Consider the following 22,366-nt stretch of genomic DNA (forward strand, 5'->3'; position numbering starts at 1 on the left):
AGCACGGATATAAAAAAATGCCCAAACGTACAGATATCCATAAAATAATGATAATAGGCTCCGGCCCTATAGTTATAGGCCAGGGCTGCGAGTTCGATTATTCCGGCGCACAGGCCTGCAAGGCCCTGAGAAAAGAAGGCTATCAGGTCATTCTGGTCAACAGCAACCCTGCGACGATTATGACCGACCCGGAACTTGCCGACCGCACTTACATTGAGCCGATTACTCCGGAGATGATTGAGAAAATCATCCAGAAGGAAAAACCGGATTGCATCCTGCCGACTCTCGGAGGCCAAACCGGACTCAACACCGCTGTCGCCCTCGCCGAAAGTGGCATCCTGAAAAAGTATAACGTAAAACTTATCGGCGCAAACCTTGCGACAATTAAAAAGGCCGAAGAACGGGACAAATTCAAAAAAATAATTATCGATATCGGCCTTGAAGTACCTAAAAGCGGCTACGTACAAACGTGGGAACAGGCGCAGAAAATCGTCCAGCAAATCGGTTTCCCCGCCATTATCCGTCCTTCTTATACTCTCGGCGGAACAGGCGGAAACATCGCGTATAACGCGGAGGAATATAAGGAGTTCATCCATTGGGGCCTGAGTTTAAGTCCAAAAAGCCAGGTTCTTGTCGAAGAATCCGTAATCGGCTGGAAAGAATACGAACTCGAAGTAATGCGAGACAGAAAAGACAATGTCGTGATTGTCTGTTCGATAGAAAATCTCGACCCGATGGGCGTTCACACCGGCGACAGTATTACAGTTGCTCCCGCCCAGACTCTTACTGATAAAGAATACCAGACGATGCGCGATGCCGCCCTGAAAATTATCCGGGCCATCGGCGTCGAGACCGGCGGCTCGAATATTCAGTTCGCCATCAATCCGGAAAATGGCAAGATGTATGTAATTGAAATGAACCCGCGTGTATCGAGAAGCTCCGCACTGGCTTCCAAGGCCACAGGTTTTCCGATTGCGAAAATCGCTTCCCTGCTGGCGGTCGGATATACTCTTGACGAGATACCGAACGACATAACCAAAAAGACGCCGGCCTGTTTTGAGCCGACGATTGACTACTGCGTCGTCAAATGGCCGCGGTTTACATTTGAAAAGTTCCCCGCGACAAATTCAGAGCTTACCGTCCAGATGAAAAGTGTCGGCGAAGCTATGGCTATCGGCAGAACATTCAAAGAAGCGTTTCAGAAAGCCATACGTTCTCTTGAAATAGACCGCTATTCACTCGACAGAAAACATATTGACTCGAAGATTGATAATGAACGGCTGAAACAAATCCTGCGCAAGAGCCAATGGGACAAAATCTGGTATGTCGCCGAAGCCTTGCGAAGAAAATTCTCCATAGAGGAAATTTACAACTTCACAAAAATCGACCCATGGTTCCTGAACAATATCAGTCAAATTGTTAAGTTTGAAGACAAATTAAGCATAAAAAATCTTAAGCAGGCGAAAAAACTTGGCTTCAGCGATAAATACATCGCCTCGAAATTGAATATTCCCGAACCGCAGCTTAGAAAACAGCGGCTCGAAGCGGGAATTTCCGCCGTTTATAAGATGGTCGATACCTGCGGCGCCGAATTCGAGGCAAATACGCCCTACCTGTATTCTACTTATGAAGACCAGTGCGAGGCAAACCCGACGGCAAGGAAGAAAGTTATCATTCTCGGCGGCGGACCGAACAGAATCGGCCAGGGAATTGAATTCGATTACTGCTGCTGCCACGCGGCCTTTGCCTTAAAGGAAATCGGCATCGAATCCATAATGGTAAACTGCAACCCTGAAACTGTCAGTACCGATTACGACACATCCGACAGGCTGTATTTTGAGCCTTTGACTTTTGAAGATGTAATGAACATCATCGACAAAGAAAAACCAGACGGCGTTATCGTCCAGTTCGGCGGTCAGACCCCTTTGAAACTTGCCAACGCCCTGTCGAAAGCCGGCGTAAAAATTATCGGTACAAGTCCCGACAGCATCGATGCCGCTGAAGACAGAAAGCGTTTCAATAAAATAGTTGAAAAGCTCAAACTCAATCAGCCGCCCAGCGGAACCGCGATGAATTATCAGCAGACCGTCAAAATCGCCAAAAAGCTCGGCTACCCCCTGCTTGTCAGACCATCTTTCGTTCTCGGCGGAAGAGCAATGCAAATTGTTTATGACGAAACGGAACTACAGGCCTGCGTTGAAAGAGCTATCGCGGTTTCAGAAGAGCACCCGATTCTTATTGATAAATTCCTCGACGATGCTGCCGAACTCGACGTTGATGCAATCAGCGACGGCAAAATCGTCGTCATCGGCGGAGTTATGGAACACATCGAAGAGGCCGGCATACATTCAGGCGATAGTGCCTGTTCTCTGCCGCCGTTTTCGCTAAATCAGGATTTAATTAAGGAAATCAAACGTCAGACAAAGCTGCTCGCGCTCGAACTGAAAGTAAAAGGCCTGATGAACGTTCAATTCGCCGTAAAGGACGACAAGATTTACATACTCGAGGTCAATCCGAGAGCTTCAAGAACAATTCCATTTGTCAGCAAGGCCATCGGCGTTCCTCTCGCCAAACTTGCCGCCAAGGTAATGGCAGGCAAAACGCTCGAAGAACTCGGATTCACAGAAGAAACGCACCGGAGTCATTTCTCCGTCAAGGAAGCTGTCTTTCCGTTCCTGAAATTCCCCGGCTGCGACACTCTGCTTGGCCCGGAGATGCTTTCTACCGGCGAGGTAATGGGGCTCAGCGACGATTTTGGTATTTCTTACGCCAAGTCGCAGATTGCTTCCGGCAATTCTCTGCCGACGAGCGGAAATATCTTTATAAGCGTTAAAGACGCCGACAAAGCCAAAGGCGTTGAAATAGCGAAAAAGCTTCACCAGATGGGCTTTAAGCTTTTCGCCACGAAAGGCACCTGTATCGAGCTGATTAAGAACAATGTGCCGTCGGAGTTCGTACTCAAAATGAATGAAGGCAGGCCGAACATCGTCGATTTGATTATAAACAATCAGGTCGCCCTGATTATAAATACGACTGTCGGCAAGCAGACTATAAAGGATTCGTTCCTGATAAGACGAACCGCTCTCGACCGCAACGTGCCTTACACCACGACAATCAGGGGCGCTTCAGCGGTTACAAGAGCGCTCGAATCGATGAAGCAGAAAAAAACCGAAGTAAAACCAATACAATTGTATTACAGATAAAGGAAATAAAGTGAAAGGCATATTACTGCTCGAAGATGGAACATGTTTCAAAGGCTCAGGTTTTGGAGCCCAGGGCAGAAAATGCGGAGAAGTTGTATTCAATACCGCCATGAGCGGCTATCAGGAAATTCTCACAGACCCGTCTTATCACGAACAGATTATTACTATGACCTATCCTTTAATAGGTAATTACGGCACAAATTCGCTGGACGTTGAGGCCGAAAAGCTTTATCTGAGCGGCTTTATCGTAAAGGAAAATTGTTCCTTCCCGAGCAATTGGAGAAATACAATTTCGCTCGATGATTATCTTAAAAAACATAAAGTTCCCGCAATCGAAGATATCGATACAAGAAAATTAGTTATGCTCCTCCGCCAAACAGGCTCGATGAAAGGAATTATCTGTACAGACGGCACAACTATCAAAAATCTGAAAGACGAACTTGATAAATACCCTGGCCTTGTCAACAGAGACATCGTCAAGAACGTCTGCGTCAGGAAAAGCTATACCTGGGACAAACCAGTTGAAGACGAATTCGGAATATTACATAAAGCCGAGACGAAATATAACGTAGTCGCTTTCGATTATGGCATTAAGCAGAACATTCTTCGGCTGCTCGTCTCGCATGGCTGCAAAGTTACAGTCGTCCCGGCAAGTACGACCGCACAGGAGGTTCTTAGACTAAAACCGGATGGTGTATTTTTAAGCAACGGCCCCGGCGACCCCGGCCCTATAAGCTACGCCATTGATACGATTCATAAACTGCTCGGCAAGGTTCCCATTTTCGGAATCTGTCTCGGCCATCAGCTTCTCGGCCTGGCCCTGGGCGGAAAAAGTTATAAACTGAAATTCGGTCACCACGGCTCAAATCATCCGGTCAAAAATCTCATTACGGAAAAGATTGAAATCACCAGTCAGAACCACGGTTTTTGCATCGACCCCGATTCTCTGCTCGACAAAGATATACAGATTACGCATATGAATCTGAACGATAATACGCTCGAAGGTTTCCGCTGTAAAAAGGTGCCGGCTTTTGCCGTTCAGTATCACCCCGAAGCATCCCCCGGCCCCCACGATTCAAACTATCTGTTCGACGATTTTATCGAAATGATGGAAAAAGCAAAATAATCTTAGCCTTTTCAGGCCAAACAGCCTGCAGAATATTTATTTGATATTTTATTAATGCAGGATACAATATTCGTATAATAACTTTTGAAGGAGAGCGAAATGAAAAAGGCCATTATTTGTGCTATATTTTTCTTCCTTGGTTTTCCTGCCTATGCAATTGATTACAACGATTTTCCGCCAGAACTCCGGCAGATGCTTGATAAAAATATCAGCAGAATTGAACCCAACCAAATATGCATAGCCGGCCGTGTAACCTTCAGCGATGGCGTAAGCATCAACAGCGGCAAAGACCTAAAAATAAATCTTCTTAGAGGCATTGATATGCCTTTATGGGTCTATGAAGATGGCATGTTTATGATGGATAAGCCTTACAAATATGATTCTGATGCTCCATGGAAAATTTCAATCAATGCTTTTGGATACGAACCTGTTAATTCGACTATTGCGATCCCTAAAGGAAAAATATTTTATATCGAATATATCCTTGCCAAACCGCCGCCTGAAAAACTATCGACCATCACGGGAACTATCGTTAATGAAAACAATGAACCCTTGCAAGATGTTCATATCAGTCTGTCGTTCCCTAATTCCTCTCACGGAACCGGCGAAGAACCCGGTAGAGAGACAATTACAGGATCCGACGGCCGATATTTATTTGATTATCTTTCTTCCGGAGAACATAAAATTTTTATTAGCGTCATTGGTTATGCATCTAATATTGAGTTTTTCAAATTGCCCCCCGGCCGGACCATTACAAAGGATTTTAAACTCTCGAAAAATCTCAGGATTGTTATAGATTATGTTTATCAGGACAACAACTCCACTGATTTTAAAGATGCAAATCTTCAAACATTTACGATAGAATGGCCAAATGGGTGCGAAATGGATTTTTCCGAAGGCCAAACAATTAACATGGCCAATGTAACTAAGCCTGATATCTATTTAAGGCAGGAATTTGATTCATTAAAATTTGAAGTTCATTATGCCAATGGCAAGAATGGTTTTTTCGATTTGGGGCCTCTGGACTTTGATTCTGTTGAAAACGCTCCAAAGTCGAATTACAGTTTAATAACTGTGCCCTGTGAAATCGGACATGTTTATGCCGTTCGAACATACGAAGGCAAATACGCAAAGTTTATAGTGGAAGATATTCTGCAGGAGTAAATATCTTCACCAAAGGCGATACTTCGATAATTTTAGTTTTTGATATTTTTATTGCAATTTCTCATACGGCCACATCTCGATTCCGCCGTCGAGAACTTTAACATCCTTAAAGCCATGATGTTTCAATATAATCGCCGCCTCGTAGCCTCTTAGCGAATAATTACAAAACGCCACAATCGGTCTTTCCTTATCAAGCTCGACGAACCGTGACCGCAGCGAAGCCAGCGGAATAAATACCGAACCGTTCAGCCTCTGCTGCCTGTATTCCGACGGCGTCCTTACATCCAGCAGCACAAAATCCTTCTTGTCCTGTATCATATTCCAGACATCCCGCGGATTTATGCCGTCCATCAGGCCGTCGAGTTTATTTCTGGCGACATTGGCCGCCGTAATAATATTGTCAATCACCGGCGCATAAGGCGGAGCATAGCACAAATCAAGATTCGAAATCTGCTCGACCGTCATCTTGCCCGCAATCGCAGTCGCCGCGACATCGATTCGCTTATCGGTATTGCCCGGGCCTATCGCCTGTGCGCCGAGAAGTCTTCGGCTGTTTTTATCGACAACAAGTTTCATCATCACCATCGCGGCCCCCGGCACAAAATGCTCCCTGTCCGGCGCCGGAACAAGAACCGAAACGACATCAAACCCGTCCCGTTTTGCCATAAATTCCGTCAGTCCCGTAACCGCGACGTTATAATCAAACACCTTGCACGCCACGGTCCCGAGAATCGGGCCGAACATATCGTTTCCGCCGCATATATTTGTCGCCGCAACTCTGCCCTGTTTGTTGGCAGTCGAGCCTAAAGGCACATAACTTGGCTTTTGCGTAATCATATCGATATTCTCAACGCAATCGCCCGCCGCGTAAACATCCGTATCGGATGTCTGCATTTTCGGATTAACCTTTATCGCGCCGGTCGTGCCGATTTCAAGACCCGCCTGCCGTGCCAGACTTACTTTAGGCTTATTACCTACCGCGATTATCACAAGGTCCGCAGGATACGCGCCCTTATCCGTTACTACGCACTCGACAGTATCCGCGCCGTTAAATTTTATTACCTGCGTATCGCTTAGAACTCTCACGCCGTGCGATTCGAGCTGATTTTCAATAAGCATCGCCAACTCCGCGTCGAGCAGCCGGAATATCTGCGGCAATTTTTCAACTATCGTTACCCTGCATCCTTTTTTAACGAGGGCTTCCGTCATTTCAATTCCGATAAGACCGCCGCCGACAATAACGACGTCGCGTGCCTTGCCCCTGTCAAGAGCGGCTTTTATTCCCTCGGCGTCCGTAACGCCGTGCAGCGTAAAAATATTTCCGAGTTTAATTCCTTCAATCTCCGGCTTAACCGGCTCCGAACCGGTCGCAAGTACGAGTTTATCGTAATCCAGCACCGACTTGGCATTATCGACTAAATGTTTTACACGAACCTGTTTTTTCTTACGGTCGATTTCAATCGCTTCGGTCTGATTCATAAGATGAACGTTCTTAACCTGCTGGAAGAATATCGGGTCGCGCACGACGCCCGCCGGCGAGCTCATCAGTTCGTTCTGGTCCTTGACGGTCCCGCCGATATAATAAGGCAGTCCGCAGCCCGCGTAAGATAGCAACCTGCCCTTTTCGATAATCGTTACATCAGCGTCAGGGTCGAGCCGCATAACCTTCGCCGCGACTTTCGGCCCCGCCGCCACTCCGCCAATTATCACTACCTTCATTGGCTTTTTCATCTTTGTATCTCCCGTGATTTGTTCCGCTGCCGTTTGTGCCGCAGCTTTAAGACTTATTACAATTTCCGTCCCGCCAAGATGCGATTTCTCGATATGTACATTCCCGCCCGCCGCGTCGATTATCGCCTTTACAAAAGCAAGCCCAAGTCCCGTACCCGGCCGGGACGAGTCGCGGGCTCCTGCCGTCCTGAAAAAAGGCTGAAAAACTTTTTCATAATTCTCTTCTGAAATTCCAATCCCCGAATCGGCGATTCTTATCTCGTATGCGTCCGCGGTCTTGTCGTACAAAAGAAGCGTTTCAATCCTGCCGTTGTCAGGCGTGTATTTTATCGCGTTTGAAAGCAATGCTTCGATAGCTTCGGTTATCGCCGCTTCATTACCGGCCGACCACGCCGGCTCAGCGTCTATCTTTGCCGTAAGGGTAATATTGTGTCTGCTCGCCTGCTGGGTATAAGCGGCCGATTCTTTGCGGAGAATTGCTGAAAGCTCGACCTGTCCTTTCAACGATGCGGGGTCGTTAACGGCCCTCGATATTACAAGGAGCCTCTGCGCGGTAAGCAGAGATTCGTCGCAGCGTCCGATTGCCCGCTGCAAAAGGTCTTTCTGCTTGGCCGTAACAGGCCCGGCAAATTCGCCCAAAAGTGTCTCAAGGATTGTACTTATGGATGCAATCGGCCCTTTAAGCTGATGCGCTACGAGAGAGGCGAACTTCAAAGGGTCTGATATGATATTCTTCATGAAATACTATTTTACATTGTATTTATGAAATTTCAAACATGATTTTTATGTTGCCCTAATCATCGACAACTCTTTAACCCCCGGACCTTTACCCGCCTTGGCGGCAATCTCGTCTTGTCATTCCCGCGAAAGCGGGAATCCATAAATATTTAGCCCGCCGTTTCACGGCGGGTTCCGTCATTCCTCCGCAACCCTAAGGACTCCTGATGGAGGACACCTTATGGTGGACCTTTACGGAGGAATCTATTAAAACGATTAAAATTATCCTGCCATTATGCTAATAATTTCAACCCCGTTTAGATATATTTTAAGCATTGAGTTTATCAACTACAAGACTTAACGCGGCATCGAAATCATTTACTATCATTGATCCGGGAATCCTCAGTGTCTTGAAACCAAGATTTTTAAGTTTGTCAGTTATTATATTATCTTTTTGTTTGGCTTTTGGAGACCGGTGGTGTTTAGTAGAATCACAAAAAATGGCCAAACGGCAATCAGGAAAATAAAAATCAGCTTCTGTGAGCAATGTTTTATCTTTCAACTATTTTCCCCGTTACCTTCGCCTTAAATATTCCACTAATCAGATGAGAAAGACTCTAAAAACGGAGTATGGCAATATTGCTCTTTTATATAAGAATAGCCACAAAGGCACTAAGACACTAAGTTTATAGAATATTAGCATTTTTTTTCTTTGTGCCTTTGAGTCTTAGTGGCTACTATATCTCGCTGTGGAAATCGATTTCAACGACATTCAGGCCTGTTTAAACGGCGATAATGACGCCTATCGGCGGCTTATGCAAAGGTATGAGCCGCAAATAGTCAGGCTTATGTGGCGTTTTACCCGCGACAGAAATGAGGTTGAGCAGCTTGTTCAGGAGGCCTTTGTCGAGGCCTTTTTCAGTCTTAAAAGTTACAAAGGTCAGGGCCCATTTTTGCACTGGCTCAACAAGATTGCAACTCGTGTCGGCTACAGGTTTTGGAAGCAGCGGGACAGGGCCGGATTATTTGTGCCGATGGATGATATGGACAATTTTGATGCTGTTGACGAGAGTAACGCAAATGAAATTGATTCCGCTCAGGCCGCTGAAGTTTTGCATTCTTTATTTAATCGGCTGCAAGCTACTGACAGGCTGATACTTACGTTGATGTACTTTGAGGAATGTTCTATCGAGGAAATCGCCAAAAGGACTGGCTGGACGAAAGCGGGAACGAAAATGCGGGCGATGCGTGCTCGCGGAAAATTGAAAAAACTTGCGGAAAAAGAAAATTTTTCGGAGAAATTCGAATGGATAAAATAATAAAAATTATTGAAAAACTGGCTAAAACAGCGAGAAATGAGGCTTTGCCGCAATTTGACGTTTCCGATGATGTTATGACACGAATAAGTCTTTTGCAGCATGAAAAAGTCGGCCTTTTGCCGCTTGAAGTATTCGCCGGGCTAACGGCTGTCGCCGCTTCGATTGTAACATTCTTTTCCATCCAGGCTTGGAACTATATAGTTAATCCGTTATTTCAACTATTCGCACCATACCAGGGAGTCTCATTATGGTAACCGAAGAAAATAATATCGCAAAAAGCTACCGTTCCAAAAAGATAACGATATTTTTCCTGTGGGGTCTTGTAATCCTCGTATCAGGCATAATTATCGGGGCCGGCGCAACTGTTCTGATGGTGAAACAGCGAATTATATGGATAAACAAACCAAGCAAAGATGCAAACGAAATTACCCAAATGATAAGCGAAAAATACGGCCTCAGCGAGCAACAGACACAACAGGTACAACAAGTCTTCGACAAGGCTTTTCAGAAAAGAAAACAGTACGTTCAGGAACAAGACCAAAGACGCGAGACCGATACTCAAACAATGATAACGGAAATGAACTCAATCCTGACACCGGAGCAGTTTGAAAAATGGAACAAAGATTTCCAGATTATGCAGGAAAAATTCAAAAAACGATTCAAAAAATAAGGTATATATTTTTAACTTGTTTAAATTGTTATACTTATAAACAAAACCCATAAGCAAGCAAAAATAGCCAAATTTTCTATGTTACCTAACCTATCTCCTTATACACCAATATAATGTAGTCGAAAGTATAGATAGGGAATACTGTATAGTTTTGATGAAAACATGAAAAATATTTCACATAACATATTTAAAAATAAGAAGTTAGACGTAAAAGCTTTTCTCGCGGCCGGTCTAATTGCTCTTATTACATCACAAATCGGATGCAGCCCTGCCAAGTATCGCAGTGATATGGACAAAACCGCTGGGAAGATTATCACCGAAAAACAGCTCGAGGCGACGGGAAAAACAAGCCAATTCAGTATCGAAAGGCCAAGCGATATCCTCCGCAGAAGACTGCTTAAAGACCAGAAATTACCAACTTCGAGCAAGGCTTCTTTCGGAACGGATGCCCTGCAAAAGATAGAACACTGGCCGGAGAAAGATTATCCTGTCGCAACTAATGGCGGCAATGTCGCTGAGGTAAATGACGTTAACAATTCAATCACTATCTCGCTTTTGCAGGCATTACAAATCGGCGCCTATAACAGTTTCGATTATCAAACCCAGAAAGAGAAAGTCTTTCAGTCGGCTCTGTCTCTCGAACTGGAACGGTATGCTTTCAGAAATACATTTATCGCGCAAGTGCAAAATCTGCTCAGTACCGATACGACCGGAAACAGAACCGTCAGCGGAACAATCACAAGCGGCAATGTCGGGGTCAGCAGGAAATTCGAATCCGGAGCGGAAGTAAGTTCGGCACTTGCAATCGACCTTGCAAACCTGCTGACACTTGGCGGAGCTTCATCGGTCGGAATCGCAGGCGAAGGCAGCATCTCGATACCGTTGTTAAGAGGGTCGGGAAGACATATAGTCAGGGAGCCGCTGACACAAGCGGAAAGAAATACGATTTATTCGATATGGAACTTCGAAAGATATAAAGAAGAATTCGCGGTAAATATCGCAAGCAAATATCTTGCGGTTCTTCAGCAGTTAGATTCGATTAAAAACAGCGAAGCGGATTATCGCAGCAGGATAGCGTCAGCGAAACGAAGCAGAAGCCTGGCAGACGCGGGAAGAATTCAGGAAATCGAAGTTGACCAGGCAGTTCAGAACGAATTAAGTTCGCGTCAAAGATGGATTACCGCAACGCAATCATATAAAAGACAGCTCGATTCATTTAAGGTTTTCCTCGGATTGCCGCCGGATGCCGCCATAGAACTTGACCCGAATGAACTTAAGGTACTGGCATCATCGATGGAACAGATTATCCGCCGAATGAACGTACAGGAAGCAAATCTGCCCGACAGCAATCAGGTATTAATAAACGAACTTGTCGAAGTGCTCGAGCCTGATTATAAAAACGCGGGGCCATACGAAATGGAAGAAGCAACTGCGATGAAACTGGCCTTCGATAACAGGTACGACCTGAAATCAGCAGACGGTGCAGTTTACGATTCCCAAAGAGCCGTTATAGTGGCAGCAGATGCTTTGGGGGCGGAACTGACTTTTCTCGGTTCAGCCGATATCGGCTCAAGAAGGAACCGTATTGCGGATACAACTGCCGATAACAGCAGATTTGTAGCGAACAGAGGAGTGTTTTCGACGCTGCTGACACTTGACCTGCCGCTTGATAGAACGACAGAAAGCATCGACTATCGAAACAGTCTTATCGGCCTCGAACAGTCTGTCCGAAATATACAGGCAACGGAAGATACGATAAAAACAGAAGTCAGAAACGCACTTCGCGATTTGCTCGAAGCGCGAGAAAATATGCACATACAGGCGAAAGCCGTAAGTGTCGCTGAAAAACGAGTTAAAAGCGTCAATATGTTCCTTGACGCCGGCAGAGCCCAGATACGCGACCTTCTCGAAGCACAGGATTCTCTTCTGGCGGCACAGAACTCGCTGACTGCTGCGGTCGTTAATTACCGGACAGCGGAACTTGCAATTCAGCGGGACACAGGCGTATTGGAAGTAGATGAAAAAGGGTTATGGAAAGAATATCAGCCCGGAGGAAACCAAAATGACTAAAAATAAAATATATCTCATCGGTATCGCGGCCATTGTTTTAATAGTCGTTCTGCTATCGGCATCATTTTTAACAGGCAAAGATGCTTCCGAACAGGCCGGCCCAACATACAAGGTCCAGCACGGCCCTTTGACCATTAGTTTTGTCGAGTCCGGTACTATCAAGGCAAGAGACCAGATAATACTTAAAAACGAAGTCGAGGGCAGAACATCCATAACTTATGTTATACCCGAAGGTGAGCGAGTTAAAAAAGGCGATTTGCTTATCGAACTCGACGTAAGCAGCCTTGAAGACGAAAAAATCGACAGGGAAATCGCAGTTCAAAACGCCGAAGCTGCATATATAAGCGCAAAAGAAAACCTGGCGGTTGTCGAGAACCAGGCAAAAAGCGATGTGGATCTGGCAACACTTACGCTTGAATTCGCCAAACAGGACCTGGAGAAATACGTAAAAGGTGAATATCTTTCAGAACTTCTGAAAGCGAATACCGACATCACACTTGCCGAAGAAGAATTAACCAAGGCACAGGATTATCTTAACTGGTCTGAAAAGCTTTATGACGCAAACTATATTCCCGAAACGGAATTAAGCGGCGACAAACTCACAAAGAAGAAATGCGAACTAAATGTTGAAATCGCAAGAAACAGTAAAGAGCTGCTTACCGATTACACCTATAAACGAAATCTTGCAAAACTTCAAAGCGATGTCAATCAGGCCGATATGGCTATGGAACGCACCGAACGCAAGGCCAACGCTGACGTAATACAGGCAAAAGCCGAACTGAAGGCAAAAGAAGCGGAATATGGGCGGCAGAAAGACAAACTCGTAAAAGTCGAAGACCAAATAAAAAAGACAAAAATTTATGCGCCTGAAGACGGATTGGTTATTTACGCGACAAGCGCAAAAAATACCGGCTGGCACAATGCAAGCGAGCCTCTTGATGTCGGTAGAGAAGTCCAGGAAAGAGAAGAGTTGATTTACCTTCCGACGGGAAACGCATCGAATGCCGAAGTTATGATTCACGAGTTCAATCTTAAGAAAACCATGAAAGAACTGCCGGTTATTATTACGGTAGACGCACTACAGGGAAAGACCTTCTACGGGACAATAAAATCCATCGCGCCGCTGCCGGATGCCAGAAGTATGTTTATGAACCCGGATTTAAAACTTTACAATACGGTAATCTATGTAGAGGGCGAAGACCCGGCACTGAAAACAGGAATGAGCTGCCAGGCGGAAATAATCGTTAAACAATACGAAGACGCTTTTTATATTCCTCTCCAGGCAGTCACAAAAATCGGGGCCGATTACACGGTTTACGTAAAGAACGGCAAAAAATTCGAGCCAAAACAGGTAAAAATCGGACTTGATAACAACAAGGTTATTCACATCCTCGACGGACTTAAAGCAGGCGAAACAATCCTGCTGAATCCGCCATTGAAATCGACTTCGGGAGTATCGCAGAGCCGCAGCGTATCTGAACAAAACGGCGATGGAAATATCGATGGTATTCAGGGAAAAATATCACAAGGACTGAAAAACGCTGAAAACAATCAAAGTTCGCAGGAGCCAAATCAACCGGCAAACAGCGAAACGGCAAATATAGAGCAAATGAAAAGACAGTTCGAGAATATGACCCCGGAAAAGCTCGAAGAAATGAAGAAAAAATTCGAGAATATGTCACCCGAAGAAAAAGAAAAGGCAATGCAGCAAATGCGGGGAGGCGGCAAAACATCAGGTTCCAGAAGACGGAACAGAAGCGAAGAAAGTCAATAACGATGGATATAGTAAGATTCAGCAATATCCACAAAATATATGAAATGGGCGCTGAGCCGGTAAGGGCACTCGACGGTGTAAGTGTGGCATTTCAGAAAGGAAGTTTCTGGGCAATTATGGGGCCCAGCGGTTCAGGAAAAAGTACAATGATGAATATACTCGGATGCCTCGACCGCCCTACTTCGGGACAGTATTTTCTTGAAAACAAAGACATAAGCACACTTAACGATGACGAATTAAGCGATATCAGACTTAAATATATAGGTTTTGTTTTTCAAAGTTTTAACCTGATTCCACAACTGACAGTTCAGAAAAATATTGAACTGCCTCTTTACTATCTAGGATGGGAAGCGGAAAAAAGCGCAGAAAAAGCAAAAGAACTTGCGGCAAAAGTCGGGCTTGAAACAAGGCTCAATCATCGGCCTTCGGAATTGTCCGGCGGACAGATGCAGAGAGTAGCCGTTGCCCGTTCTTTGGCGGCAGACCCGCATATTATTCTCGCCGATGAACCGACAGGCAACCTTGACAGTCATACCGGCGACCAGATTATGGAACTTCTCACCAACCTTAATAAAGAAGGAACAACTATAATTATGGTAACACATGAGCCTGATATCGCGGCACATGCGCATAACAGATTACATATGAAAGACGGTTTGATAGAAAGAATCGATAACTAATGCCTTTGCATCAATCAAAATTCGCCAGAAATATATGGCTCGGCATTGAAAACCTGCTGCTGCATAAACTCCGCTCGTTTTTGACGATGCTCGGCGTTGTGTTCGGCGTCGGAAGCGTTGTAGCAATGCTTGCGGTCGGAGAGGGAGCAAGCAAGGAAGCATTGCAGCGGATTCAAAAACTCGGTAGTACCAATATAATCATAAACTCAATAAAAGCAATCGAAGACCAGTCTTCAAGCGCACAGCAATCGAGAATGAGTATGTACGGCCTGACATATATGGACTACCAGCGAATCAGAGAGAGTTTCCCGAATGTACAGCAGGTATCTCCGGCAAAATTGATACGCAAGGATTCGCGGGTCGGTTCAAATACACTGGAACTCAGAATAGTCGGCACTACGGAGCAATGGTTCGACCTGGTGCCGCGAGAAATTCTCGCAGGCAGAGTTTTCGAGAAAAAAGATGTAGACGATTTTTCAGCGGTAGCTGTACTGACAGAGTTCGGGGCGAGAAAATTACTGGCAACGAAAAACACCATCGGGCAATCCATTAAAATAGGCGGAGATTCGTTCGAAGTGGTCGGAATAATTAAAACCGAATCCGGCCAGGCCGGCAATATCCAGATACCCGACCAGCAGGTAGATGCCTATATCCCTTTGAGCACTGTACGCAAATACTACGGTGATTTATTTTTTCAAAGATCATCGGGCAGCAGAAGTCTGGAACTGGTCGAACTGCACCAGATTATCGTACAGGTTAACAGCACGGAAAATGTAGAATCTACTGCGGCAGGAATCGAACGAATGCTGCAGAACCTCCATAAGAAAAAAGATTATACCATAAGCGTACCCCTGGCTCTATTAAAAGAGGCAGAGGCGACTAAACAAAGATTTAATATCGTGCTCGGTTCAATCGCAAGCATAAGTCTGCTTGTCGGCGGCATCGGCATTATGAATATTATGCTCGCTTCGGTTACGGAAAGAACTCGTGAAATCGGAATTCGGCGAGCTATAGGAGCCAAAAGACGGCAAATTATCATTCAATTTCTTATCGAGACCGTTGTGCTTTCAACTATCGGAGGAATTGTAGGGCTTATTATGGGAATTATCATTCCTGTTATCATTACTTACTTTGCCGGAATGCCTACCGTTATAACACTTCAAAGCATTCTCCTGCCGCTTTTTATCAGCGTCGGAATAGGCATAGTTTTCGGCTTATACCCGGCGATAAACGCGGCAAGAGTCGACCCTATCATCGCACTCAGACACGAGTAATCATTGTCTTGCGGCAATAATTGTGTTATACTAATCCGAAATGGCTATCAAGGATGAAAAACTGTTTGGAACACTGCTGATACCGGTAAAGAAAGTTACCTTTCAAAAAGGTTCTCTTCAACTGACCGATTCGTCTGTATTGAAAATGTATCAGGATGAATCAATCAAAAACTCCCAAGGCTATAAAATGGAAATTCAGCCTGATGGTATTGAAATTTATTCTTCAACAGAGGCGGGGGCATATTACGCAATCCAAACCTTAAAAGACCTCGCGGCAATTTACGAAAACAAACTGCCCTGCTGTCTGATAGAGGATTGGCCCGACTTTAAAAGACGAGGCGTTTATCTGGACTGTTCGAGAGGGAAAGTGCCGAAATTAAGCACTTTAAAAGATTTAGTCGTGCGTCTGGCACATTGGAAAATAAACGAATTACAGCTCTACATCGAAAATGTCTTCATCTTTAAAAAACATCCCGATATCGGCAAAGGTGACAGCCCCTTTACAGCAAACGAAATCCTTAAGCTTCAGGACTTCTGCAAATTACATCACGTCAGGCTCACTGGCTCACTGGCAAGTTTCGGTCATCTGGAAAAAATACTCGCCCTGCCTAAATATCAGCATCTGGGCGAACTTCCGGGCTATCGCGGCCTGCCGGGCGGTACAACACTTTGCCCTATCGATACCGGCTCAATCAAACTTATCAGCGAACTTTACAGCGAATTTATTCCTCTCTTTGAGGCGGAGGATTTCAACGTCTGCTGCGATGAGACATGGGAACTTGGCGAAGGAAGAAGCAAAAAACTTGCCGGAAAAATCGGTAAAGGCCGAGTCTATCTCGATTTTCTGCTGAAAATTTACCGCCTTTGCAAAAAGCATAATAAACGAATGAATATCTGGGCGGATATTGTTTTAAAATATCCTGAACTATTAAGTAAATTACCGAAAGACATTGTTCTGCTCAACTGGGAATACGAACAGAACGGCAAAAATATATACAGGACAAAAGAATTGGCAAAAGCCGGTCTGCCGTTTATGGTTTGTCCTGGCACGAGCGGCTGGCTGACGCACGGCTCACGAATCCCGAATGCTATGGCCAACATAGCCAATTTCGCCGAGCAGGGACGAAAATTCGGCGCCGAAGGAATGCTTAATACCGACTGGGGCGATAACGGACACAGAAATTTTCTCGGAGTGAGCCTGCACGGCTTCGCTCACGGTGCGGCACAAAGCTGGAACGGCAAAAAAGTAGATAACAATAAATTTACTGAAAACTTCTGCCGATATTTTTTCAAACAGAAAGATAACAAACTTGCCGGCATAATAAAAAAGCTGGGGAATAATTATAAAACCTGCGGGACCAATGTCCCGAATAGAAGCTGGCTGTATTTCGCTCTTGTTGAACCTGTAAAAAATATTAAGTCTGACAGTTATATAAACCAGATGAACGAAAAAGGACTAAAAAAAATAATTGAACAGTTTTCAAATGAGTCTATCTGGTCGAAATTGCCGAGACAAACCGGAAATTTCGAAAAAACTGCCTATGAGGAATTGAAACTTGCCGCAAGAATGGACTGTCTGGCGGCCAAACGCGTCCTGGCGATAAGAGGCGTGAAATCCGGCTTCTCGAAAAAAGATATGCAGAAAATGACAAAGGATTTTAAGAGATTATGGCTGGCTCGAAATAAACTTTCGAGATTAAATGATAATTTAAAATTATTTAAGGCAATATGCGAATAATCGGTCTTATGTCAGGTACGAGCGCTGATGGCGTCGATGCGGCAGTTATCGATATTAAAAATAACAAAGTCGATTTGCTGGCGTTCGATACCTTTGTTTATTCGCCAACTCTGCGAAAAGATATTCTCGAAATGGGCGAACAGAAAATCTGCCGGCCTGCGGATATATCAAGTTTGAATTTTCTGCTCGGCGAAGTTTTTGTTGATGCCGTGATAAAGCTGTGCCGGAAAAATAAAATAAATTTAAAAACCATTGACCTTATCGGCTCACACGGCCAAACTATTTATCACAATCCCGAGGGCAAAATTCATTCAACTTTGCAGATTGGAGAACCATCTGTAATAGCCTATAAAACCGGGAAAACAGTGGTAGCTGACTTTAGACCAAAAGATATTGCCGCGGGCGGACAAGGAGCCCCTTTAGTGCCTTTTGCCGATTATTTTCTGTTTAAAAGCAGAAAAAATCGCGCGATTCAGAATATTGGCGGCATCGCAAATGTAACTTTCCTGCCTGCAAACTGTAAACCGCGGCAGATTATCGCTTTCGATACCGGGCCGGGGAATATGATAATAGACAGGCTCGTATTTCTTTTAACCAAAGGCAGACAAAATTTCGATAAAGACGGTAAAATCGCCGCCAAAGGCAAAAATAATACAAAATTTTTAAATCAAATGCTTAAAAATCCATATTTCCGCAGGAAGCCGCCAAAATCAACCGGCAGAGAATTGTTCGGCAGAGAATATACCGATGCGTTTTACAGAAAACTGCCGAACGAGGATATAATAACAACGGCAACGGCATTTACAGCTATAAGCATCGCGGCGGCTTATAAGAAATTTCTGCCGAAGATGCCTGAAGAGATAATACTTTGCGGAGGCGGCGCAAGAAATAAGACATTAGTTAATATGCTGCGACAGAGCATAAACAGTAAAATATTATTTACAGATGATTTCGGCATAAACAGCGACGCAAAAGAGGCTGTCTCGTTTGCCATACTGGCTTATGCGACGATTAAAGGAATCGCAAATAATATCCCCGGCGCAACGGGAGCAAAACAATCAGTGGTTTTAGGAAAGATAATACCAGCAAAATGAAAAAACAAAGATTACTTCCAATGACCGAAAAACGTAACCGCAAAAGCGAAAATATCGATATATTATCGACTCTGCAAATTGTCAAACTTATAAATTCCGAAGATATGCTTATCGCACCGGCAGTTGGCAAGGAGAGTAAAAAAATTGCCGTGGCAGTCGATATGATAGTTGAACGTTTCAAAAGAAACGGCAGGCTGTTTTATGTCGGGGCAGGCACAAGCGGCAGACTGGGCGTACTGGACGCCTCGGAATGTCCGCCTACGTTCGGAGTAAGCCCGCTGCTGGTTCAGGGAATTATCGCAGGCGGCAAACGGGCACTGGTAAAAGCCGTCGAAGGCGCTGAAGACAAAATCAACGATGGAATAAAAGCCATAAAAAAACATAGAATTTCCTCAAAAGATGTAGTTGTCGGCATCGCGGCCTGCGGATTGACGCCTTTTGTTCGAGCGGCGTTAAAAGAAGCAAAGAAAAAAGGAGCAGGAACTATTTTTGTTACCTGTGCGCCGGAGGCTGTGAAAGATATTCCTGCCCAAATAGTTATAAATCCTGTTGTCGGGCCGGAAGTCGTTACAGGCTCAACACGAATGAAAGCCGGTACCGCGACAAAACTTGTGCTTAATCTTCTCACAACGGGCGCTATGATAAAAATGGGCAAGGTGTACGGCAATTTGATGGTTGACCTGAAAGCGACAAATAATAAATTAAAAGATAGGTCGGTAAGAATTGTCTCGGAAATGACGGAACTTTCAAAATCAGGTTCTGCCAAGCTTATCAAAAAGGCAAACGGAAAAGTAAAAACAGCTATTGTAATGCACTTTTGCAATGTCGATTCAAAACAGGCTGAGGATATTCTCGACAAATGTGGGCAATCTTTGCGAAAGGCCATAGGTAAATGAGCGAAGTCGCACCGATACAACATCTGGCAGGCCATTTGGGCGGAATAGATTTAATAATAGTCGGTTTGGCGGTTCTTTTCCTCTTTGTCATTTCCTATATTTTTGGACGCAAAGAAAAAAATACAAATGATTTCTTTCTCGGTGAAAGAAAAGTTCCTTCGATTGTAGCGTGCCTGTCTTTTGTCGCAACTGAAGTCAGCGCACTGACGATTGTCGGCGTGCCTGCAACTGCTTACAGCGAAAACTGGGAGTATCTTCAGTTCTTTGTCGGTTCGGCAGCAGCGAGAATTCTCGTAGCGTTTTTGTTTATTCCTGTTTTTTACAAATACAACTGCACAAGCATTTATGAGTTTTTAAGGCACCGTTTCGGGCCGGAAACGCAATATGCCGGTTCGATTTTCTTTTTCATTACACGATTGATAGCGTCAGGAGTCAGATTGTACGCCGCCTGTCTGGGAATTGGCATTATCATGGGCTGGAATCTGGCGCAGGCATTATTAGTCTTTACAGTTGTGAGTATAATTTTTATCGCGTTCGGCGGAGTAAAAGCTGTTGTCTGGGCAGGAGCCTATCAAACGATTATCTTTTTCTCGGCAGGTATAGCATTATTGATATACCTTTATTTGCATATTGAAGGAGATCTATCAACCATTTGGCAAACCGCAAACCAGGCAGGCCGATTAAGCATATTCAACTTAGACTTAAATTTCAATGACCCCACAACTTTCTGGGCAGGCACCGCAAACGCCTTTTTTATCGGTTTGGCGGTTTTCGGCACAGACCAGGAACTTATGCAGCGATTGCTTACCGTTCAAACCAGAAGGAAAAGTCAAAATGCGATTTTTATGACGATAGCGGCTGCGTTTCCGATTCTCTGCATATATCTTGCAATCGGCACTTTGCTTTATGTGTTTTTTCAGCAGAATCCTAATATCCCCTCCCCGGACAAGGCCAAAGAGGTTCTTTCCTACTTTACGGCGAATTTCCTGCCTGCAGGATTAAAGGGACTGATACTTTCAGCAATCATATTAGCCAGTATCGATTCGCCGCTTAGTTCACTATCGTCATCGTTTGTGATGGACATTTACCGGCCGCTCATCAAAAAAGCGGCATCAGAAAAACATTATTTAATAGTCTCAAGAACAGGCGTAATAGTCTTCGGTTTGATTTTAGCCGGTCTGGCTTTTGCCTGCCAGCCGGTCGAAAATATTCTGTGGTTCGCGTTCCAGATAATTTCGCTTACCGGCGGAGCTACACTGGGCGTTTTCCTATTCGGCGTTCTTACAAAAAGAAAAGGAAATATGGGCAACGTCGCTTCAATGATTATCAGCACGCTGTCTATGACAGCGCTTTTACTTTTATCTTACAGCGGGCATATAAACCTGGCATGGAGCTGGCTGATAGTCCTGGGAACAGCGGAAACATTCTTTTTGAGTTTGATTTTCAGCAGTTCACAAAGTACTGTCTAATCTTATCTTCTCCGCCGGCGCTGAGGACCGTGTTTTTTGCCGCCATAAGAAAAAACTTTCTTTGTGTGCCCTGATGGGCGAGGTCTGTCTTCGGACTGCCTTTGCGGTGCGGCATGGACAGAGTAATCAAAGTCCGGACATTTTTCCATCTTGAATCTGCGGCCGATAAATTTTTCAATCTGACGAATATATTTTTCCTCATCGCGAGAAACAAATGTAATCGCGTCGCCTTTGGCTGTGGCCCGGCCGGTACGGCCGATACGATGAATATAATCCTCGGCAAATACGGGCACATCGAAATTTATGACGTGTGAAATTCCCTCGACGTCTATGCCGCGTGCGGCGATATCGGTCGCAACCATAACCTGGAATTTGCCGCCCTTAAAGCCATCCATTGCCCTGCGTCGCTGGCCCTGAGTCCGGTCGGAGTGTATCGCAATTGATTTAACGCCTGCCCGCTCGAGGCAATGACTAATTCTATCTGCGCCGTGCTTGGTACGGGAAAAAACAAGTATGCTGTACATTCCGCCTTTTTGAATCATGTGCAGCAGAATATCCAGTTTCTGCTCCCTGGGGACAGGATATATATGCTGTGTAATAGTATCGATTGGGTTATGCTGCTGACCTATCTGAATTATTTTCGGATGATTCTGTATTCCGGCGGCCAGGGTCTTTACCTGTGGCGGTATTGTGGCGGAAAAAAGCAGCGTTTGACGTTTTGTCGGAACGGCGGCAATAATTCTCCGCACATCGTTGATAAATCCCATATCGAACATACGGTCGGCTTCGTCAAGAACAAGCACTTCAACGTGCCTCAGGTCGATGCTCCGCCGCTGCATATGGTCGAGAAGACGACCCGGCGTTGCAACAACAATGTCAACGCCTCTGCGAAGCGCGGTAAGCTGATTCACAATACTCACGCCGCCGTAAACGGTAAGAGTGCGCATATTCAGGAATCTGCCGTAGCCGATGATACACTGTTCGATTTGCAGCGCCAGCTCACGAGTCGGAGTAAGAATCAACGCTTTTATATTTTTGTTTTTGGACGCATGCTCGTGACTGAGCCTATTTAAAATAGGCAGTACAAAAGCGGCGGTTTTGCCTGTGCCGGTCTGGGCGCAGCCGATAATATCACTGCCTTCAATGGCGGCTGGAATAACCTGAGACTGAATTTCTGTCGGAGCCGTATAACCGGTAGCAAGAATACCGCGTACGAGCGGATCGGAAAGACCAAGTAATTTAAATGGCATATTAGAAAATCCTAAAACAAGAACAGTGGGACTTACACCCGGAAAATTAAACGCAGCCAATACAAGGTCAAACGCCTTATTGGCCGCTTATATTATCAATTTATAACTTCAATGTCCAGATTATAACATCTCTTAACATTGAAAGAAGCAAAAACTTTCCCATCTCCGGTCTGGATTATAATTAACCGCTG

The 22,366-nt window shown here is 44.9% G+C and carries 17 protein-coding genes; 14 read left to right on the plus strand and 3 right to left on the minus strand.

Annotation, left to right across the window (positions count from 1 at the left end; genetic code table 11):
• Positions 1-17: 17 nt before the first annotated feature.
• From carB to WC496_03640, 3 genes are all read left to right on the plus strand, one after another.
• Positions 18-3,203 (plus strand): carbamoyl-phosphate synthase large subunit, encoded by a 3,186-nt coding sequence (gene carB / locus WC496_03630; protein ID MFA5292105.1) that lies wholly within the window; start codon positions 18-20, stop codon positions 3,201-3,203.
• A gap of 10 nt (positions 3,204-3,213) precedes the next feature.
• On the plus strand, positions 3,214-4,329 hold the full coding sequence (carA, locus tag WC496_03635) for a glutamine-hydrolyzing carbamoyl-phosphate synthase small subunit (GenBank protein MFA5292106.1): 1,116 nt from the start codon (positions 3,214-3,216) through the stop codon (positions 4,327-4,329).
• 99 nt (positions 4,330-4,428) lie between these two features.
• On the plus strand, positions 4,429-5,493 hold the full coding sequence (locus WC496_03640) for a carboxypeptidase-like regulatory domain-containing protein (protein MFA5292107.1): 1,065 nt from the start codon (positions 4,429-4,431) through the stop codon (positions 5,491-5,493).
• A 48-nt stretch (positions 5,494-5,541) separates the two neighbouring features.
• Here WC496_03640 and WC496_03645 read toward each other — a convergent pair whose 3' ends face one another.
• Together WC496_03645 and WC496_03650 are read right to left on the minus strand one after the other, a co-directional pair.
• Positions 5,542-7,962, minus strand: coding sequence for an FAD-dependent oxidoreductase (locus WC496_03645; protein ID MFA5292108.1), 2,421 nt, complete (start codon positions 7,960-7,962; stop codon positions 5,542-5,544).
• A gap of 307 nt (positions 7,963-8,269) precedes the next feature.
• Positions 8,270-8,503, minus strand: a complete 234-nt coding sequence (locus WC496_03650) for a DUF559 domain-containing protein (protein ID MFA5292109.1) — start codon at positions 8,501-8,503, stop codon at positions 8,270-8,272.
• Positions 8,504-8,690: 187 nt separating this feature from the next.
• Here WC496_03650 and WC496_03655 point away from each other — a divergent pair, with 187 nt between their 5' ends.
• The 11 genes from WC496_03655 (at position 8,691) to WC496_03705 (ending at position 20,925) form a co-directional block, all read left to right on the plus strand.
• On the plus strand, positions 8,691-9,260 hold the full coding sequence (locus WC496_03655; GenBank protein ID MFA5292110.1) for an RNA polymerase sigma factor: 570 nt from the start codon (positions 8,691-8,693) through the stop codon (positions 9,258-9,260).
• Positions 9,248-9,514 carry a hypothetical protein gene (locus WC496_03660; GenBank protein ID MFA5292111.1) on the plus strand — a complete coding sequence of 89 codons (267 nt, stop codon included), beginning with the start codon at positions 9,248-9,250 and terminating at the stop codon, positions 9,512-9,514. Before WC496_03655 ends, WC496_03660 begins: the two co-directional genes overlap by 13 nt.
• Entirely contained in the window at positions 9,508-9,930 is a 423-nt protein-coding gene (locus WC496_03665; protein MFA5292112.1) for a hypothetical protein, read from the plus strand. Before WC496_03660 ends, WC496_03665 begins: the two co-directional genes overlap by 7 nt.
• 162 nt (positions 9,931-10,092) lie before the next feature.
• Complete coding sequence (locus WC496_03670) at positions 10,093-12,000, plus strand: TolC family protein (GenBank protein ID MFA5292113.1); 1,908 nt, start codon at positions 10,093-10,095, stop codon at positions 11,998-12,000.
• On the plus strand, positions 11,993-13,774 hold the full coding sequence (locus tag WC496_03675) for an efflux transporter periplasmic adaptor subunit (protein MFA5292114.1): 1,782 nt from the start codon (positions 11,993-11,995) through the stop codon (positions 13,772-13,774). Before WC496_03670 ends, WC496_03675 begins: the two co-directional genes overlap by 8 nt.
• 2 nt (positions 13,775-13,776) lie before the next feature.
• Positions 13,777-14,454: an ABC transporter ATP-binding protein gene (locus WC496_03680; GenBank protein ID MFA5292115.1), complete on the plus strand. Its 678-nt coding sequence runs from the start codon at positions 13,777-13,779 to the stop codon at positions 14,452-14,454.
• Positions 14,454-15,728, plus strand: coding sequence for an ABC transporter permease (locus tag WC496_03685; protein ID MFA5292116.1), 1,275 nt, complete (start codon positions 14,454-14,456; stop codon positions 15,726-15,728). The genes WC496_03680 and WC496_03685 overlap by 1 nt, the downstream gene beginning before the upstream one ends.
• Positions 15,729-15,768: 40 nt before the next feature.
• The gene (locus WC496_03690; protein ID MFA5292117.1) at positions 15,769-17,466 is read left to right on the plus strand and encodes a family 20 glycosylhydrolase; all 1,698 of its coding nucleotides are present in this window, start codon (positions 15,769-15,771) and stop codon (positions 17,464-17,466) included.
• On the plus strand, positions 17,457-18,560 hold the full coding sequence (locus tag WC496_03695) for an anhydro-N-acetylmuramic acid kinase (GenBank protein ID MFA5292118.1): 1,104 nt from the start codon (positions 17,457-17,459) through the stop codon (positions 18,558-18,560). The genes WC496_03690 and WC496_03695 overlap by 10 nt, the downstream gene beginning before the upstream one ends.
• Positions 18,557-19,456 (plus strand): N-acetylmuramic acid 6-phosphate etherase, encoded by a 900-nt coding sequence (murQ, locus tag WC496_03700; GenBank protein MFA5292119.1) that lies wholly within the window; start codon positions 18,557-18,559, stop codon positions 19,454-19,456. The genes WC496_03695 and murQ overlap by 4 nt, the downstream gene beginning before the upstream one ends.
• Positions 19,453-20,925 (plus strand): sodium/solute symporter, encoded by a 1,473-nt coding sequence (locus tag WC496_03705; GenBank protein MFA5292120.1) that lies wholly within the window; start codon positions 19,453-19,455, stop codon positions 20,923-20,925. The genes murQ and WC496_03705 overlap by 4 nt, the downstream gene beginning before the upstream one ends.
• A 2-nt stretch (positions 20,926-20,927) precedes the next feature.
• Here WC496_03705 and WC496_03710 read toward each other — a convergent pair whose 3' ends face one another.
• Positions 20,928-22,175, minus strand: coding sequence for a DEAD/DEAH box helicase (locus WC496_03710; protein MFA5292121.1), 1,248 nt, complete (start codon positions 22,173-22,175; stop codon positions 20,928-20,930).
• Between the last annotated feature and the right edge of the window lie 191 nt (positions 22,176-22,366).

It is taken from the genome of Phycisphaerae bacterium (assembly GCA_041652575.1).
Taxonomy (GTDB): domain Bacteria; phylum Planctomycetota; class Phycisphaerae; order Sedimentisphaerales; family UBA12454; genus UBA12454.